This is a genomic window from Enterococcus sp. DIV0806c, from assembly GCF_051710905.1.
Lineage (GTDB): Bacteria > Bacillota > Bacilli > Lactobacillales > Enterococcaceae > Enterococcus_B > Enterococcus_B mundtii.
The window spans coordinates 795,001-812,954 of sequence record NZ_JBIOLO010000001.1 but is presented as its reverse complement, the minus strand read 5'-3'; the positions used below and the strand labels follow the sequence as shown (position 1 = coordinate 812,954).

Here is a 17,954-nt window from a genome sequence, read left to right as displayed (position 1 = left end):
AAGAACTCTTTTTACTTAAAAAAGAGAGGCAACTTCCGTCACCTCTCCCTTTCGTTTTATTTGATTGATTTTAATTGCGCAATACGTTCATTGACAGCTGCTTGTTTTTCTAAATAATCTTTTTCTTTTGCACGCTCTGCTTCAACTACATCATCCGGTGCATTCGATACAAAACGCTCATTACTTAATTTTCCTTGTACACGTTTCACTTCGCCTGTCCATTTTGCTAGTTCTTTTTCTAAACGTTGGATTTCTTCTTCAATGTTGATCAGCCCTGCTAAAGGTAAGAAGATTTCTGCGCCAGTCAAGACCGCTGACATTGCTAGATCCGGTGCAGTTACGTCACTTGAGATCGTCAACTCTTCTGGATTACAGAAGCGCTCGATATAGCTAGTGTTTTCATTTAAGAATTGATCGATCTTCGGATCATTTGTTTTGATCAGTAACGTGATTGGTTTTGATAATGGTGTATTCACTTCAGAACGGATATTACGTACAGAACGAATCAATTCTTTCAGTACTTCCATCCCTTTTGAAGCAGCTTCATCATCGTATTCCGGTTGCACGACTGGATAGTCAGCAACTACTAAAGATGTGCCTTTATGAGGGATGTGTTGCCAGATTTCTTCTGTGACAAATGGCATGATCGGATGCAATAAGCGTAAGATCTGATCCAACGTATGGATAAGAATACTACGGTTGGTTTGTTTCGCTACTTCATCCTCACCGTAAAGTGTTTCTTTACTCATCTCGATGTACCAGTCACAGAAATCATCCCAGATAAAGTTATACAATTGGCGACCTGCCTCACCAAATTCAAATTGTTCAAATAAGTCAGTCACTTTAGCGATTGTTTCATTCAAACGTGTCAAAATCCAACGATCGGCTACAGTTTTCTCACCTGAAAGATCAATATCTTCTACGGTCATTCCTTCAACATTCATGATAACGAAACGAGAAGCGTTCCAGATTTTATTGATGAAGTTCCAAGAAGCATCCATTTTTTCGTAACTAAAACGTACGTCTTGTCCTGGTGCTGAACCATTGGATAAGAACCAGCGTAACGCATCAGCACCGTATTTTTCAATGACTTCCATTGGATCGATCCCATTTCCAAGAGATTTACTCATCTTGCGTCCTTGTTCATCACGAATCAATCCATGGATCAGTACATTCTCAAATGGACGACGTTCTGTAAATTCCAAGCTTTGGAAAATCATTCGGCTTACCCAGAAAAAGATGATATCATAACCTGTTACTAATGTACTTGTTGGGAAGTAACGTTGGTAATCTTCATTGTCTTCGTCAGGCCAGCCCATTGTTGAAAAAGGCCATAGCGCTGAACTGAACCAAGTATCCAACACATCGGGATCTTGTAACCAGTTTTCACTGTCTGCTGGTGCTTCCATGCCCACGTACATTTCACCAGTTTCCTTATGATACCACGCAGGGATCTGATGTCCCCACCATAGTTGACGTGAGATTACCCAGTCATGAACATTTTCCATCCAGCGTAAGAAGGTTTGGTTGAAACGTGGTGGGAAAAACTCAACTGCATCATCAGTTTCTTGATTTTGGATCGCCTTTTCAGCTAAAGGTGCCATTTTTACAAACCATTGTGTTGATAAACGAGGTTCAACAACTACCCCTGTACGCTCAGAATGGCCTACATTGTGGATCATCGTTTCGATTTTGATCAGACGCCCAAGTTCTTTTAGATCCGCAACGATCGCTTTACGTGCTGCAAAACGGTCCATTCCTTGATACTTACCTGCTAATTCATTCATCGTGCCATCTTCATTCATGACATTCACTCGTGGGAGGTCATGACGGTTACCGACTTCAAAGTCATTTGGGTCATGTGCGGGCGTGATTTTTACAACCCCTGTTCCAAATTCCATGTCGACATATTCATCTGCTATGATCGGTATTTCTTTATTCACTAGTGGTAAAATGACTTTTTTACCAATCAATGCTTGGTAACGCTCATCTTCTGGATGAACAGCGATCGCCGTATCACCAAGCATCGTTTCTGGACGAGTCGTTGCAATTTCCACCACACCTGAACCATCAGCCAATTCATAGCTCATATGATAAAAGGCACCTTCGATTTCTTTGTGGATCACTTCGATATCAGAAAGAGCTGTGCGTGCTTGTGGGTCCCAATTGATGATGTATTCGCCACGATAGATCAACTCTTTTTCGTATAGGCTAACGAATACTTTACGAACAGCTTCAGACAAGCCATCATCTAAGGTGAAGCGTTCACGGCTATAATCCAAAGATAAACCCATTTTTGCCCATTGTTCACGGATATGACCGGCATATTCTTCTTTCCATTCCCATACTTGATCAATAAATTTTTCGCGACCTAGATCATAACGAGAAACACCTTGCTCACGTAGTTTTTCTTCTACTTTTGCTTGCGTTGCAATCCCTGCATGGTCCATCCCCGGTAACCATAACGTATCATAGCCTTGCATTCTTTTTTGTCGAATCAACATGTCTTGCAATGTTGTATCCCAAGCATGACCTAAATGGAGTTTACCAGTCACATTGGGAGGTGGGATAACGATTGAATAAGGTTTTGCTTTTTTGTCGCCACTAGGTTTGAACAAATCTTCGTCTAACCAGTTTTGATAACGCCCCGCTTCAACTTCTTGCGGATTATACTTTGTCGATAGATTCTTTTCTTCCGTCATACTGTCTTCCTCCTTTGAAATAAAAAAAACGCCCTAAATACTTTCGTATTTAGGACGTATAAATTACGCGGTACCACCTAATTTGTAATAGTTGCCTATTACCTCTCAAAGTGAGTTAACGATCACTACTCGTTCATCTCTACTCGATTCAAGACAAAAACTCCCAAGCTACCTTCACTAGCTTTCGCTAAGAACGTTCCACCATTCGTTCTCTCTCTCTAAACGTCGGACTAGTTACTCCTCTTGATCAACATCTTGACTCATTTTACAATGGTTAGTAGCCAAAGTCAATAAAAGCTCTTGATGAATCGCTGTTCGATTCACATAAAAACGCCACTTTTGCACGATCTTCCCGCTTAGTTTTTACTTGGAAGGAAAGACTTGCGAATAATTTTCATCAAAATAGATCAACGTCTGTAGTTCAGTTGTCAGATCGATGTATTGCATATGGACATGTGGCGGAACGTTGACACGATCTGGTGCAAAGTTCAAGATCGCAGTAATGCCTCCTTTGACGATTTCGTCGATGGCTGCTTGTGAATACTTACTTGGCACAGTTGATATCGCCACTTTGATTCCTTCTTTTTCAACGATTTCACTAAAGCGATCCATAGGATAAACCATCACACCTTCGATTTCTTTTCCGACGATGGCTGGATCATTGTCAAATACACAAACAATATTCAAATTTGCATTTCTTCTGAAATTGTTGTGTTTCAATGCTTTTCCTAAATTCCCAAAACCAACTAAAGCGATTCTTTTTTCTTCCTCTGTGTTCAAAATTCGATCAAATACTTCAATCAAATAGGGAACATCGTACCCATAACCGCTTCGTCCTAATTCTCCTAAATGAGAAAAATCTCTGCGGATCGTGGCAGAAGGTACTTGTGTGATCTCACTAAATTCATTTGATTTGATTCGTTGAACACCAGAATCATTCAACATATTCAAATAGCGCAAATATAAAGGCAACCGTTTCGCTGTTGCTTTTGGTAACGTTTCTGATTTTTCTCGCATATCGTTTCTCCTTGTTAATCATTTCACATAATTTCAGTTTAGCATGGAACAAGGAACCTCGCAATAGGAGGAAGCTTAACTCCATGAAAAACAAGAAAAATAAGGTACCATCCACAAAATTTGACATACAATTTTTGTGGATGGCGCCTTATTTCTCGAGGCTAAACAATTGTCTCGTCCTCTTTCACCTGTCTACTTCTTGAGACTGGATCTTTTATTACGAATGATCGACTCGTACAAGAAGTACAAGTTCCTTCGTTTAAAGTAAATCAGAAAATTCTTCTACTTGTTCTTTTGCTGTTTCTGTGTGGATCGTTTCGATCTTTAATCCTGCCACTGCACGTTCGATCATCCCATCGATATCCAAACGTTCTTCGTATTGATGCACTTTTTCTAGTCGTGGACGAGTTTTAGGCTGTGGCGGTGCAAAGATCGTGCAGCAATCTTCAAATGGTTGAATGGACAAATCAAACGTATCGATTTGTTCAGCCACTTCGATGATCTCTAATTTATCCATCGTCGCTACAGGACGAATGATCGGTGTATTCGTGACCTCATTGATTGCCACCATACTTTGGAGTGTTTGGGAAGCCACCTGCCCTAATGATTCACCATTTAAAATCACTAGTCCATGACGAATACGGCGGATCTCATCTGTCAAACGAAGCATCATCCGACGTGTGATCGTCATCCAGTAGCCTTGGGGCACCACTCGTTTGATCTCTTCTTGCACTTCTGTAAACGGTACTTCGATAAATTCGATTTTACCAACATAGGGTGTCAGCTTCACTGTTAAGTCTTTCGCTTTTTGCAAGGCTTGTTCACTCGTGTAAGGTGGACTAGCAAAGTGGACAGCTTCAATTTCTACCCCACGTTTCATGGCATAATAACCGGCAACTGGAGAATCGATCCCTCCAGAAAGCATCAACATACCTTTTCCACTTGTACCGACAGGCAGACCGCCAGCTCCTTTGATCGTCTCATAGGAAAGATAAGCCCCATCTCGGCGGATTTCCACACGCAACGCAATATCTGGCTTTCTCATCTGTACTTGGATATCCGGAAAAACATCGATGACTGCATTTCCTAATGCTTGGTTTAGTTCGTTGCTGTCCAATTCAAAGCTATGATCACTACGTTTTGCAATGATCTTGAATGTTTCTTTTCCTGTATAGATTTCTTGCATGATTTCCTGAACCGCTTGTTTTAAACTTTGTACTTCTTTTTCTACTCGCACGCTAGGTGAAAAGTTTTGGATTCCAAATATCTTCGCTAACTTAGGGATGACTAAGTCTCCGTCTACACCGTTCAACAGTAGATGCATCCGATCACGCTCTGCGTGGATCTTGATTTCAGGAAAATCGCTCAATGCCTGTCTGACATTTTGTGCCAACTGCATAATAAAACTTCGACGATTTTTTCCTTTTGTTGAAAGTTCACCATAGCGAACCATGATTTCACTGTACTTCACAAAAACACTCCTCTGTTTCTTAATTGATGACTGAAAATTTCTTGTACAACTGTTTAAAGATGATCATGAATTGTTCGACTTCTGCCATCGTATTGCTTTCATCTAAGCTGACGCGAATCGCTGAAGTAGCTAAATCATTGGGTACTTGCATCGCATGCAGCGTACTACTTGCCATGTGCTTTCTAGAAGAACAAGCGCTTGTCGTAGAGACAAATATTTGTTTTTCTTCTAATGCATGGACCAATACCTCACCACGAATACCTTTTAATGAAAAACACAAAATATGGGGTGCGTAATCTTCACCTTCAGAAAAAATCGTTACTTTATCATACGTATGTAAAGCTTCAATCAATGCTTGTTTAAGATAGGCAGTTTGGTTTGGTTTTTGTGCTTTGATATCTAGAGCTAAACGCAGGGCTTTTGCCATCGCGACGATTCCCGGCACATTCTCTGTTCCACTCCGTTGATTTTTCTCTTGTCCGCCTCCAGTGAACAGCGGTGCTAACCGGCGGCCTTTTTTCCAATAAACAAAACCAACACCACGAGGCCCGTGGAATTTATGGGCAGAAAAAGTGGCAAAATCCACACGTTCAGTCAACCATTCCTCTAAAGGAACTTTACCAATGGCTTGTACCGCATCCACATGGAAATGGATTTTAGGAAAATCATTTAAAAAACTACTGATTTCTTTGATTGGTTGGATCGCACCTACTTCATTATTTACTGCCATAACGGAAACTAAAATCGTTTCTTTACGCACTAATTTTTTCAACTCATCTACGCGGACGATCCCTCTTTTATCGACAGGAGCAATACTCACTTCGATACCGAGTTTTTTTAACTGCTCAGCTGTTTCACTGACAGCTGGATGTTCAACGCCTGAAATGATCATGTGGTTACCGTAACCTAGTTTTTCAAGCATCGTTCCTTTAAGCACCCAGTTATTTCCTTCTGTTCCACCTGATGTGAAATACACTTCTTCAGGGGAGACAGCAATCAGTTCAGCGATTTGTTTTCTCGCTTGTTGTAGCAGGCGGTTCGCCTGATTGCCTAAATCGTGTAGACTTGATGGATTCCCGATGATCCGTTGACTTGTTTTGACATACGCATCCAAACTTTGCGGATAAATCGGTGTTGTCGCACTATTATCGAAATATATCATATTTAAACCTTCTTTTTTTGAAATTCTTACCTATTATAACGGTTGTCCCTTGTGCTTTCAAGTGGCGTTTTCTCTGAGTTGGACTCTATAAAAAAATCGATCGAATCAACGTATTTCTCTACCCAATAGTTACTAGTCAATGACTCCCAAAAAAAGACAACACTCGGCACTTGCCTGTGTTGTCTTTTTTGATCGCAGGATTATACTAAATCAGGATGATTGAAGTAAAAATCTTCGATTCGTTTGAATGCACCTGGTTCTGTGCGCTCTAATGCTGTGCCGATCTCATCCAAAGCCTCTTGATAGTGATATTCTTTATTGAATAAGTAATAACTCTTTTCAATGGCTTCTTTCACTTCTTCATGTGTGTGACGGTAACGGTTCGCATATTGCAACATTTGCTCGGTTAATGCTGCTGCATCCACTAGATCGTGGGTTTTCTTATCAAGTAACTCTAGATCTTCTTCACATAATGCTACAAGACGTTCGACCTCATCCATGTTGACTCTGATTTTATTCAACACAGTACTCAATTCTTCGATACGTTCTGTTGCCACAAAGAAAAACTCTAGATAATCATTTGGCAAACCTGGTAATCGTTGTTTTTCAACAAACCGTTTAAGACTGCGCAATTTAAATTCGAATGTATCGATTTTTTCTTGCGCTTCTTTTTCACCTTTTCTTAGTTCGTGTAAAGAATCGCTGATTTCAACCTGTTGGTTTTCAATATCTTCTAATACTTTGAAGACTTTCTTATAGAACGTTCTTACTTCTGAGTAAGCCACTTCATGTTGTTGTAACTGTGGTTTGATTTGTTCGTTTTGGCGTTCGATTTCTTCCACTTCTGTTTGGAAACCACGTACACGCCCAATTTCGTTATGGTTCAATGTATAACTTTGAGCGGTATGATCTAATTCGATCAACAATTGACGATTGTTTTTTGTCGCATGTTTGATATATTGTTCGATCGTTGCTTGATTTTTAGTCACAAATGCTTGTGCTTCCATCTCACGTTCTAAAATATCATATAATGCATCGATCAGATTAGCCGTTTCACGATTTTCAAATTCAACAGTTTCAACTTCCGTTTTCTCAATATTGATCAACGAACGTTCGATTCGACGATTGATCGTTTCGATATCGCCAGACAGGTTTTCTTCTGGAAAAACATACTCCTCTTTGACCAAGCGGTCATAGGTCTCTTGGATCTCTTCCACTTGCGCCGGGAAAGTCGTATTCAGATCTTCAAATAATGGCGGGATTTTTTTCATTAACGCATCCACTTCATACGTGTGTTTTTCCGCTTTATCCAGCACTTCACGGGCTTCCACTGGATCACCTGAAGTATTTAACGTAACAAATTGTGTAAACTCATTTTCAATCGTTTTCACTTGCTTTTGTAACTCAGGTAAAGCTGGACCGTATTGCTGTTCTTCTTCTCGGATCGTTGCTTTTAGTTCCTCATAAACGTCTAAAGCTTGTTGAACAGCTAAGGAATTACGTTCTTCTGTTTCACGCAATTCTTTTAAGCCTTCACGAATCTCCGCAACTTCTTTTTCCATTTGGTTCATGGTTGCTTCGGCTTCTTCTACTGCTTTTTTTCCTTTTAAGAATCTAAAGCTCTCGTTGAGATTTTCGACTTCAAAGATCTGACTTTCTAACTCGGCAAATGATGAGGTAGAGATGTCATTCCATTTTTGACTCCATTCACGAAAGGTATTTTGGCTTTGCCCCACTAGATGCATTTTTTTGACATCGTCAACTTCTTCAATCACAGGCAAGTCGAATAATTCTTCCTTGCGTTTTTCTAAGACGTCCAATCGATCTTGGTTTTTTTTCTTCATTACGTAACTAACCAAAAAAGCCAGAATGGCGACTATAATGATTGCAATGACGATCCCGATGATAACATTATTTCCCATTTAAGGTTCCTCCGTTTTCAATATGCATCTACTGTCTCTATTTGTTTATGATCAGACGAATCTGATTTGCATAACATTGTAAATACGTCTTTCGTGCAAAAAGACATCTATTTTATATTATAACATACTATGTTCAGTCATACACTACCTACATAAAAAATCTTTTGGCCATCTTTCTACCAACTAAAATGAGAAGACCTTATCAAGGACCCGTTGAAGAATTTTCTGTGGCAAACTTTACTTGCTCTGCCTTCTTCATTTGCTCCTTGATTTCCTTGGCGATCCTTTCTTCAGGCGCGTAATCCTTTTGCCAATTGTCTGGCTTCAATACTTTGTTTGTAACAGGATCGTAGTGAGGTTTACCATCTGGAAATAGTTTACCCATATTCGCTTGATGGACAATATCAAAAATCCTCGTAGGATCAACGCCCAGCAAAGAAAAAGAGCCATACGTAAAATAAAGCAAATCGGTCAGCGCATCTACTTGCTCGACGAGACTTTCCTCTCCCCAAATCTGTTTTTTAAGAATCTTTTTTTCTGCTTGATCAATTGCATGATGCAAGTATTGGACGGAATCATGCAATTTTTTCGCATCACCGTCACTCGCTGCTGCCACAAATTCAACTAACTCTTCGATTTTGAATCCTGCTCGATCATCCGCATGTTCTTTAGTAAATGCAGTGGGTCGCTCTGGTATTCTTGGATCGAATGTCCGATGGAATTGTTCTACTTTTTGATAAGGTGTTTCTGGCTCCATAATGATTCTAGTCCTCCTAACTGACATACATTCAATCAACTATCCCGAAATGCTTCAAACCTTTATAAATACCATCCGCTTCATTTGATGCTGTGACAAAATCAGCTTGCTGCTTCACACCAGTTGGCGCATTCCCCATTGCAACACCGATTCCTACTCCTTTTAGCATTTCAACATCATTGTAATGATCGCCAAATGCCATGATTTCAGACAATGCCATTCCTTTGCTTGTCGCAAACTGTTGGATTCCTAACAATTTGGATCCCCCTTTAGGAATAATATCGACCGTATAAGGATTAGAACGTTGGAACGAACACTCTGGGAATCGTTGGATGAGTTTTTCTTGCTCAGATGTTTGGCTCAATAAAATGCATTGATAAATCGGTTCATTCAATATCGCTAAGGTTTCATACCGTTTACGTTGACGATGTGGACTGAACACTTGTAAGATTTTTTTCAACAGACGTACAGGGAATTTTTTTGGTAAGTGATTGACGATTTTTTTGATGATGATCGATTGTCCTAGCATCATCGTCGTTGAACCATCTAGTTGATCTCGCCCACCAAAAATGATTTGTCGGTGATGAGCATCTGAAAAGTGGACGATATCCGCTAATACTGTTTTATCAAAAGGATGGTCGACGATCGTTTGATCACGGTCAAAGACTAATTGACCATTGTAGACGACGAACATGTCTAGTTCAAGTTCATCGATCACTTCTTTGATTCTTACAGGGCTGCGCCCAGTGGCAACACCGCATAATATGCCCTTTTTTTGTAGTTGATCAATCGCATATTTAGTTGAAGCCAACGCTTTTGCTTGGTTGTTGACTAATGTGCCATCGATATCAAAAAAAACTGCTTTGATCATGTCGTTCCATCACCTCTTCCGATTATTATTTAGTAAAAATTTCTAGTTGAACAGTTTCAATTCTTATTGGTAAGGCGTGCGTGCTACTTTTTATATAGAGTGATTACAAAAGACAGGTCTTCAAAACAAATCGATTTGTTTTGGATTCAGCTCATCTGGTTCGATCCCTAAGATCTTTTGTAATGCCAAGGCATTTTCAGCCGCATCTCCACCAGAGTTATTATTGAAGATCACCCCAACATATTTTGTTGACCCGTCTACTTTTTTGATGGCTGCTGCTAATTCCTGTAACTCTTCTTCAGAATAGCGATACAACGTTCTTTTTTTTCGCCAATCCTGATCATTTGCTTGCCAACCTTGCTCATTTCTTCCATGAAAACGAAAAAGGGTAAAATCCGTATTTGTCACATAAGGATCGAAAGGAATCGTCGTATTCAGTAATTGTGGTTCATCAATGATTGCTAAGGAAAACATTGCACGAGTCATAAACTGTCTCGTGCGTGACAGAAATTGGTCGCTATACCAAGAATAGTCACGTAACTCAATAGCTACCGGATAGCCATTGAACCATTTTCTTAGTTTTCTTAAATAGGCGACATTTTCTTTGGTGCATTTAAATGAAGCAGGGAATTGAACTAAAAAACAAAAGAGTTTTCCTGACTCGCTCATCGGTGCCATCACATCCAAAAAGTGTTCAATCATCTCTTCTTCGGATTGATAATACTTCTGCCAGTCGCCTTGACCGCTAATTCCTTGGTAAGCTTTCATCACGAAGCGAAAAGATGCCGGTACTTCATTCACCCACTTCTCCACAGATGACTTTCTTGGGATACCATAATAGGCGGTATCTAATTCGACTAATGAAAGGACACTCGCATAATCGTAAAGAGTATTATTCTTTTTTCCTGTTAATTTGTCATGTTCTTTAAATGAAGTCAAGCCAATTTTGATCACGACGAATCACTTCCATTCGTTTAAATTCATTTTATCTTTGTTCTCAAGTTGTTCCGTTTGATTCATTCATAGCAAAACTCTTTTATATAGTATACAATAAGCTAGAAACCCTATGCAAAATTATTCGTGAGGAAGTTCTGAAAATGAAAAAAATTCTTATCTTACACACAGGCGGCACGATCGCCATGAAAGAAAATTCTTTAACAGGTGGCGTAAGTCCAGATGTGGCTAACCCACTATTAGATGCAGAAGTAACGATTCCAGAAAATGTTGATTTGATCATGGAAGATATCTTTAATCTTCCTTCCCCGCACATCATGCCTAAACATATGTTACAACTTAAAGAAAGAATCAATCAAGCCGTTCTTTCTGACATCCAAGGTGTCGTGATCACCCATGGGACAGATACGTTGGAAGAAACAGCATTTTTTCTAGACTCAACGATTGGCGATAAATTACCGATCGTCTTAACAGGAGCGATGCGTTCAAGTAATGAGTTAGGTAGCGATGGTCTATATAATTTTGAAAGTGCGATTCGAGTAGCAAGTTGTGAGGAAGCAAAAGACAAAGGTGTTTTAGTCGTGATGAACGATGAGATCCACTCAGCACGCTATGTCACTAAAACCCACACGACTAATGTCGCTACTTTTCGTACTCCTACGTTAGGACCAATCGGTTTGATCACTAAAAATCGTATATTGTTTATGCAAGAATTACTTGAAGCGCAAAGACTAGATATCGCATCAGTCAAAGGAACGATCCCAATCGTCAAAGCCTATGCGGGTATGCAAGGTGATTTATTAGAAGCACTTGCCCATTCGAAAGTCGACGGTCTGGTCATTGAAGCTTTAGGCGCTGGGAACCTCCCTCCGCAGGCATTAACAGCATTAAAGAAACTCTTGATCCAAAAAATACCAGTAGTCTTGGTTTCTCGTTGTTTCAACGGAATCGCTGAACCCGTCTATGATTACGAGGGTGGCGGAAAAGAACTCGCAAGTATGGGCGTTATTTTTTGTAATAGTATCAATAGCCAAAAAGCTAGAATAAAACTTTTGATTGCCATTAACGGTGGCTTGTCAGAAGAACAGTTGATCAAATTTATGACACAATGAAAAAATCGAGTAATACGGGTCTTGTACGTCTCATCATGTTGAGAACTCAATAGACGCTATAATCATATTGTTGATAAACGGAGTTCCAAATGAAACTCCTTCAGAAATAAGCGCGAAAAACACAAAAATTGGAAGAACAATTTTCGGTTTTTCGCGCTTATTTATCGAAGCAAAACATCTCACAATCTTATCTCACTCGATTTATTTTGTTTCTGCATTTTTCTCCCATGAGATATTTGCTGCACAATAAAGTTGCTCTTGCATTCTGATCTCATGTCTCGTTTTTACTTCTGTTCCAGAAACCGTTTGTTCATAATGACTCTCGATCTCATTGCCATATTCAACCTCTTTATCAAAACGGATCAACACATGTTTAGGTGTATGTGTTGTCAAAAAATCGTAACCTAAAACATCAATGATCCAGTTGAAATACATCGCATTGTTCACATGTTGATTGCTGTCAATATCATAAAATCGAACACGATATGGCAACATCAAGCCAGATTCGATTGGCTCGATTTTTTCTTGTCGTTTGATTTTCTTGATTTTTTCACTTTCAAAAGGTGCAATGATTTCTTCATTCACACTACTCATCTTACGGTTCACTAGATCCATCAAAACAAATACTGATTCGATTTCAACTAATTCATTTCCTTCCTCATCATGAATCCAAAAATTACGATAGCAAAAGAATTTATTATACTGCATCGCTTGTGTGGTAACATCGATTGTTTCACCTACATGAGGCAAGCGATTGATTTTCATCGAATAGTTCGTGATTACCCAAGTCAAGCCAAAGCTACTGACAAAGTCGGTTCCTCGACCTAAATGATCACTTTGTTCTTCCGAAGTCTTGATGACTACACCCAGCATGGACGGAAAAGTCATTGTTTTGTTGATATCACATTCATAATAAGATACTTCATGTTTTTTTGTATATTTTTGTGCCAAAAGAAAACCTCCAATTACTTCTTCATTAATATATGATCGACCTGTGTCCCATAACTCTCTCCAAACATATTGAGATGCGCCAACAAGTAATAGAGTTGATAGAGTGGCAAACGACTCTCCCAGCCCTCTTCCAATGGCCAGCTTTCTTGGTAAGCTTCCAGGAATTCAGGACGAAAGCCACCGAACAACTGACTCATCGCAATATCTTGTTCGCGATTCCCATAAGAAACTGCCGGATCGATAAACACTGGTCTTCCTTGCCTATCATAGAAAACATTACCACTCCATAAATCTCCATGCAAGAGGCTAGGCGTAATCTTCCGATGATCGTCACGATTTAGTAGTTCCTTTTTTAACCGCTGATACTCTTTTTCACGTGTTTCATTCCATCGATTGTTTTTCTCCGCTATGTCGATTTGAGCCTCCAAGCGATTTTTGAAAAAGAAGGTCCACCAATCTTCTTCAAATGTATTGAGCTGTGGTAAACTGCCTAGATAATTGTCCTTGCGAAAACCAAACTGTGGTGCAGTTGAACGATGGATTTTTACTAAGTCTTTTGCCAGTTCTCGAGGATCACCTTTCCCTGGTTCGATCCATTCCATCAATAGATAGGCACCTTCATTTGTTTCGCCTAACATATAAGTTTCAGGTACTCGTACATGTGGTGCAAGCTCTTTCAGACCATCCACTTCTGCTTCAAAAAAGCGTTTGGTCACATGAGGATGGATTTTTAGAAAATAGGATTTTTGCTGTTCTTCAATTCGATAGTTTTGATTCACATCTCCCCCAGTAATCGGTATCACCTTACCACTTAAACGAATCTCTGTTAACACTTCTTGGATATCCATTTTCACTCCTCCTTGCTATTTCACAAGATCGATCATTCATCGATCAAGTACACCCGCAACAACTCCTATATCATTTTAAAGTATAACACAGGTATTTATAAAATCCTGAAATCAAGAAATCAACAAAAAACAGATACAGAAAACTATTAAGTCTCTGTATCTGTTTTGATTGATATTGAAATTAAGCTAATGCCCCCATTGGGTCCCAAGGAGCTAATAAAATTGGTTCAGTATTAAATGCGGCCAGTTGTTCTTCCGTCAATAAATCTTTGCGGACAACGATTTGATACGTATATTCATCCATCCACTCATCACTCATCACAAAGAACCCTTTATCTCCGACTTTTTCTCCCCAGCTGTTTTCGACTTTCCATTTCGTTGATTTCCCATCAACTAAATCGACACCAGTCAAGACCATCGCGTGAGTCATCAAGCTTTCGCCATGATCTAAACGTTCTGCTTTCGTCATAGAAAAATCTAAATCGAATAATTCATCCATCTCATAAACATCTGTTGCCATGATGCCGCTATCTCTTGTAGAAGATTGACCAACATCACACCCAAACCACACAGATTCTCCTTGTTCCAATTGAGCAATCGCTAAATTTTTGAACGTTGTCATATCGACATTAAGATATTTAACTTCTTTTCCACCCACAACATTCCCTAACATTTCAACTGTATAAGAGCGATCATACGGTTTGTCTGCGGTCGGTGCATTGATGATACTTACATAATCATCTAAATTCACACCAATATATTTATCGTAAAACATTTGTGGAGTCAATTGTTGATCGATATGGTAATTTTTTTCTTCATCTCGGTATTCAAAATCAAATTCAGTTGGCGGAGTGCCTAAAGAGGTTGTTAGAAATTGATAGATCCCAGCTAACATCTTTTCTTTTTCTACTTGGATCTCTTCATTTGTTTTTCCTTCAGCCACCAATTGACGTAATTTGACAGCGTCTTTACGCAATAATTTATTCAAGTAGTTATTCAAATCACGAGAATTTGAACTATTCGCGCTTTCTGGCATCACTGATTTTGGTACGACACCATACTTTTGGAATAATGATACGATCATATCCCATTGTCCACCATCTTGTTGAGGAACAGCTAGTAAAAAAGCGACTTTACGGCTGTCTAATGCTTCATTGCCTGTTGCGAGAATATTTTCATAAAAATAGTTTGCTTTCTCGTATTTATCCCAAAAGAAAGTATAATTTTGTGATAATTCAAATTCCTTTAAGTGGAATTGATTCAACAATTTGTGACGGAATGTATTCAACGCCGCAAACATCCAGCAACGGCCAGATTGTTTTTGGTTTGAGACTTTCCCAGTCGCTAGATCTACAGAAAATACCGGTGTGTTTTTTGTATGTGAAGCAATATTTTCTGCTGAAGCTGTGATCCCATTTTTTACAACAGCATTTTGTAAAGCTTGTTGCTTTTTATTCGTTTGAAATTGATCGGCAAATTTTTTTGTCATATCTGGTGTAATCGCGTTCATTTAATCATCCTTCCCGATTGAAAATATACCTCCATTCTACTCTTTAACCCTTCGAATTACAATGTGCTATTCTGAAAATTCAGAACAATCATGCGATTCAATCTACGTATTTTCATTAGAAAACAAAAAAATCCAGAAGAATTCTTCTGGATTTTGTGTAGTACTCCGGCAGTAGGACTCGAACCTACGACATCATGATTAACAGTCATGCGCTACTACCAACTGAGCTATGCCGGAATCAAATTACATGAATATAATATCAATTTTCATCATATAACGCAATACTTTTTTTCGATTTTTCAAATAATTACTAATTAACCATCGTTATTTTATATTTGTGAAAAACAACTCAATTTCTTTTAAATGTCGTCTGTTCACAGAGAAAAGTTATTGACAAATGACTATAAATTAGTTATCCTATTTAGGTAGTAAAAATGCCGCTTTAGCTCAGCTGGTAGAGCGCTTCCATGGTAAGGAAGAGGTCGACGGTTCAAGCCCGTCAAGTGGCTTTGTAGAGATTGTGACAGAAGTATCCAGCTCCGAGAAATAAGCAGAGAACCCAAAAAAATTGTTCATCAATTTTTTTGGGTTCTCTGCTTATTTCTGAAGGAGTTACTTCTGGAACACCTTTTATTCGGTTTTAAGGACAGAATCAAAAATGGACTTTATTTTTGTACCATACATTAAAAAAAAAGATAGTATCTCCTTAAAAAGACACTATCTACTGATTTTAAGCAAATCGGTTTCTTTAATATTTTAGGCATTCTCAAAATAATGTGCAATGAATCTTTGATTTGAAACTCGATTAATCCTATTAGGTTGCCCTAGCTTAATGGAAGCTCGTGGATTAAATGGCGTTACAATTTGGTTAACCATACTTATACTTGTATTTTCAATGGAAACTGTGTTTCCTAAAGAATATATCCCGACTCTATAAATCCGCCATTTGTCACTATTAATATTCCTGCGATTATCTACTAAAGAACCCACAATTCTCTATTGCTGAAAGATTAGCAGTCCTATATCCCCCTCCAGCGTGTAAAGGATCACCAACAATTTGATAAGTATCAGCAACATTACTTATGAATCGATCGATTTTTAATTTGAGGGACTACTATATTTCCATCCGTACTTACAATATGCGAATCTAGCATTATACAAAATGTTGTAGCTAAAAAATTGCAAGTCGAATTTTAAGCGTTTCCTAAAATTCGGATAATAAATCGCTGACTAGTACCTCCATTAGCTACTTCAAGTGGTCTCAATATAAGCGGACTACCCAGCCAGGCAGCAGGATAAGTCATAATACGATTTTCACTCACATTTTGAATGTATACTGTATTTCCATTCGCATGTGATCCAAAACGGAAAATTCGCCACTTATCGCTATTGATATTCCAACGTGTATCAATATTCTGCCCATTTGCTGATAGATAAGCTGCTCTGAATGTCCCTCCAGCATTAAGAGGACCACCTACAATTTGATAAGTACCATCTTCATTGTTATAGAACATAACCCATCTTTGATTTGGAAGGCCCTGGTCTTGACGCATAAATACACGACTGGTAGTGAACATATTCCACTCTAGAACATTTCTCGGATTTTCTAACATCTGAATTGATACAATCCTGTGATGGTAGGTATTTCCTACGTTAGTAGCTCGATTTATAATTTTAGGCTCTGCGGTATTTTCATCCGCACTTACAGTATATCCACTAATTATTGCACTAAATATCGTACAAACAAAAATTCCAAAAATCAGTTTAGTAATTTTTTTCATAACTTAGTCTCCTTTATTCCGATTTGCTTAGATATAGTATCTCAGTTTTCTTAACAAAAATTACATTTTGATTAGCATTGCAACAAAAAAATACTTCGAAAACAAATTTTAAATTAATTTAATTTTAACAAATAAAGAAACTGGGACAAAAATCGTCTCGCACAATCAAAAACTGAATAAACAGCGGGAACAGAAGCAACCTCCTTCACTTGACTGAACTCATTAGCTCTTATTGACAAAGAACCAGTTTTCCAAGATTAATCCGGAACAAAAAAGAATCAATCTAAGCTTCTCTCTGCTTCGATTGATTCACGATGAAATTCTCTCAATTTGAATTCACCAAACTACTTGACGAAGAGCCTTTTTTTTATGTAAAAACAACAAAAAAACACAACAGAATCTGTTGTGTTTCAAGTACTCCGGCAGTAGGACTCGAACCTACGACATCATGATTAACAGTCATGCGCTACTACCAACTGAGCTATGCCGGAATAATAATACCAGCGTGGCGGCGTCCTACTCTCACAAGGGGCAACCCCTCACTACAATCGGCGCTAAGAAGCTTAACTTCTGTGTTCGGCATGGTTACAGGTGTATCCTTCTCGCCATCGCCACCACACTTGGTGTTATCTATATTGAGTAAATCTTGTTCACTCAAAACTGGATTTGAAGTATCAGTAAGAAACTCTCCGAGTTTTTCATTTTATTTTGGTTAAGTCCTCGATCGATTAGTATCAGTCCGCTCCATACATCACTGTACTTCCACTCCTGACCTATCTACCTGATCATCTCTCAGGGATCTTACTTTCTTAAAGAAATGGGAAATCTCATCTTGAGGTGGGCTTCACACTTAGATGCTTTCAGCGTTTATCCCTTCCCTACATAGCTACCCAGCA

The 17,954-nt window shown here is 38.8% G+C and carries 13 protein-coding genes, 3 tRNA genes, 2 rRNA genes and 1 other annotated feature (1 of these 19 running past the window's edge); of the genes, 2 read left to right on the top strand and 16 right to left on the bottom strand.

Annotated elements, in window-relative coordinates; translation table 11 throughout:
• Nucleotides 1-56: 56 nt before the first annotated feature.
• The 8 genes from IGK77_RS03795 to IGK77_RS03760 all read right to left on the bottom strand — a co-directional run bounded on the left by IGK77_RS03795 (nt 57) and on the right by IGK77_RS03760 (nt 10,856).
• Nucleotides 57-2,702, bottom strand: a complete 2,646-nt coding sequence (locus IGK77_RS03795) for a valine--tRNA ligase (RefSeq protein ID WP_071867018.1) — start codon at nt 2,700-2,702, stop codon at nt 57-59.
• 47 nt (nt 2,703-2,749) lie between these two features.
• Nucleotides 2,750-2,962: a binding site (T-box leader), on the bottom strand.
• Between the two features lie 103 nt (nt 2,963-3,065).
• On the bottom strand, nt 3,066-3,719 hold the full coding sequence (locus tag IGK77_RS03790) for a redox-sensing transcriptional repressor Rex (protein WP_010736081.1): 654 nt from the start codon (nt 3,717-3,719) through the stop codon (nt 3,066-3,068).
• 259 nt (nt 3,720-3,978) lie between these two features.
• Nucleotides 3,979-5,190 (bottom strand): tRNA uracil 4-sulfurtransferase ThiI, encoded by a 1,212-nt coding sequence (gene thiI / locus IGK77_RS03785; RefSeq protein ID WP_074800096.1) that lies wholly within the window; start codon nt 5,188-5,190, stop codon nt 3,979-3,981.
• Nucleotides 5,191-5,209: 19 nt separating this feature from the next.
• A complete protein-coding gene (locus IGK77_RS03780) occupies nt 5,210-6,352 on the bottom strand; it encodes a cysteine desulfurase family protein (protein WP_019723566.1) in 1,143 nt (380 codons plus the stop codon).
• Between the two features lie 200 nt (nt 6,353-6,552).
• Nucleotides 6,553-8,274 (bottom strand): septation ring formation regulator EzrA, encoded by a 1,722-nt coding sequence (locus IGK77_RS03775; RefSeq protein ID WP_074800095.1) that lies wholly within the window; start codon nt 8,272-8,274, stop codon nt 6,553-6,555.
• Nucleotides 8,275-8,476: 202 nt separating this feature from the next.
• Complete coding sequence (locus IGK77_RS03770) at nt 8,477-9,031, bottom strand: HAD family hydrolase (RefSeq protein WP_074800092.1); 555 nt, start codon at nt 9,029-9,031, stop codon at nt 8,477-8,479.
• A 31-nt stretch (nt 9,032-9,062) separates the two neighbouring features.
• Complete coding sequence (locus IGK77_RS03765) at nt 9,063-9,902, bottom strand: Cof-type HAD-IIB family hydrolase (RefSeq protein WP_071867023.1); 840 nt, start codon at nt 9,900-9,902, stop codon at nt 9,063-9,065.
• A gap of 120 nt (nt 9,903-10,022) precedes the next feature.
• Nucleotides 10,023-10,856, bottom strand: a complete 834-nt coding sequence (locus IGK77_RS03760; protein ID WP_074800089.1) for a DUF72 domain-containing protein — start codon at nt 10,854-10,856, stop codon at nt 10,023-10,025.
• 143 nt (nt 10,857-10,999) lie between these two features.
• Here IGK77_RS03760 and IGK77_RS03755 point away from each other — a divergent pair, with 143 nt between their 5' ends.
• Nucleotides 11,000-11,968 (top strand): asparaginase, encoded by a 969-nt coding sequence (locus IGK77_RS03755; RefSeq protein WP_071867025.1) that lies wholly within the window; start codon nt 11,000-11,002, stop codon nt 11,966-11,968.
• Between the two features lie 201 nt (nt 11,969-12,169).
• Here IGK77_RS03755 and IGK77_RS03750 read toward each other — a convergent pair whose 3' ends face one another.
• The 4 genes from IGK77_RS03750 to IGK77_RS03735 form a co-directional block, all read right to left on the bottom strand.
• A complete protein-coding gene (locus tag IGK77_RS03750; RefSeq protein WP_071867026.1) occupies nt 12,170-12,919 on the bottom strand; it encodes an acyl-ACP thioesterase domain-containing protein in 750 nt (249 codons plus the stop codon).
• Nucleotides 12,920-12,933: 14 nt separating this feature from the next.
• Complete coding sequence (locus IGK77_RS03745; RefSeq protein WP_071867027.1) at nt 12,934-13,767, bottom strand: fructosamine kinase family protein; 834 nt, start codon at nt 13,765-13,767, stop codon at nt 12,934-12,936.
• A 181-nt stretch (nt 13,768-13,948) separates the two neighbouring features.
• Complete coding sequence (locus IGK77_RS03740; protein ID WP_074800085.1) at nt 13,949-15,277, bottom strand: aminopeptidase C; 1,329 nt, start codon at nt 15,275-15,277, stop codon at nt 13,949-13,951.
• Between the two features lie 163 nt (nt 15,278-15,440).
• Nucleotides 15,441-15,514: transfer RNA gene (locus IGK77_RS03735), tRNA-Asn, on the bottom strand.
• A 199-nt stretch (nt 15,515-15,713) separates the two neighbouring features.
• Here IGK77_RS03735 and IGK77_RS03730 point away from each other — a divergent pair.
• Nucleotides 15,714-15,786 (top strand) — tRNA-Thr (locus IGK77_RS03730).
• A 684-nt stretch (nt 15,787-16,470) separates the two neighbouring features.
• Here the strand turns inward: IGK77_RS03730 and IGK77_RS03725 are convergent.
• From IGK77_RS03725 to IGK77_RS03710, 4 genes are all read right to left on the bottom strand, one after another.
• A complete protein-coding gene (locus IGK77_RS03725) occupies nt 16,471-17,058 on the bottom strand; it encodes a hypothetical protein (protein ID WP_142433777.1) in 588 nt (195 codons plus the stop codon).
• A 417-nt stretch (nt 17,059-17,475) separates the two neighbouring features.
• A tRNA-Asn gene (locus IGK77_RS03720) sits at nt 17,476-17,549 on the bottom strand.
• A gap of 12 nt (nt 17,550-17,561) precedes the next feature.
• Nucleotides 17,562-17,677, bottom strand: a 5S ribosomal RNA gene (rrf, locus tag IGK77_RS03715).
• Between the two features lie 89 nt (nt 17,678-17,766).
• Nucleotides 17,767-17,954: ribosomal RNA gene (locus tag IGK77_RS03710) — 23S ribosomal RNA — on the bottom strand (it continues 2,727 nt past the right edge of the window).

What these genes read in the sequence shown, in the direction of transcription:
- IGK77_RS03790 (WP_010736081.1), bottom strand. Translation starts at nt 3,719, where the DNA reads ATGCGAGAAAAATCAGAAACGTTACCAAAAGCAACAGCGAAACGGTTG.
- IGK77_RS03795 (WP_071867018.1), bottom strand. Translation starts at nt 2,702, where the DNA reads ATGACGGAAGAAAAGAATCTATCGACAAAGTATAATCCGCAAGAAGTT.
- IGK77_RS03745 (WP_071867027.1), bottom strand. Translation starts at nt 13,767, where the DNA reads ATGGATATCCAAGAAGTGTTAACAGAGATTCGTTTAAGTGGTAAGGTG.
- IGK77_RS03755 (WP_071867025.1), top strand. Translation starts at nt 11,000, where the DNA reads ATGAAAAAAATTCTTATCTTACACACAGGCGGCACGATCGCCATGAAA.
- IGK77_RS03725 (WP_142433777.1), bottom strand. Translation starts at nt 17,058, where the DNA reads ATGAAAAAAATTACTAAACTGATTTTTGGAATTTTTGTTTGTACGATA.
- IGK77_RS03765 (WP_071867023.1), bottom strand. Translation starts at nt 9,902, where the DNA reads ATGATCAAAGCAGTTTTTTTTGATATCGATGGCACATTAGTCAACAAC.
- IGK77_RS03770 (WP_074800092.1), bottom strand. Translation starts at nt 9,031, where the DNA reads ATGGAGCCAGAAACACCTTATCAAAAAGTAGAACAATTCCATCGGACA.
- IGK77_RS03740 (WP_074800085.1), bottom strand. Translation starts at nt 15,277, where the DNA reads ATGAACGCGATTACACCAGATATGACAAAAAAATTTGCCGATCAATTT.
- IGK77_RS03780 (WP_019723566.1), bottom strand. Translation starts at nt 6,352, where the DNA reads ATGATATATTTCGATAATAGTGCGACAACACCGATTTATCCGCAAAGT.
- IGK77_RS03775 (WP_074800095.1), bottom strand. Translation starts at nt 8,274, where the DNA reads ATGGGAAATAATGTTATCATCGGGATCGTCATTGCAATCATTATAGTC.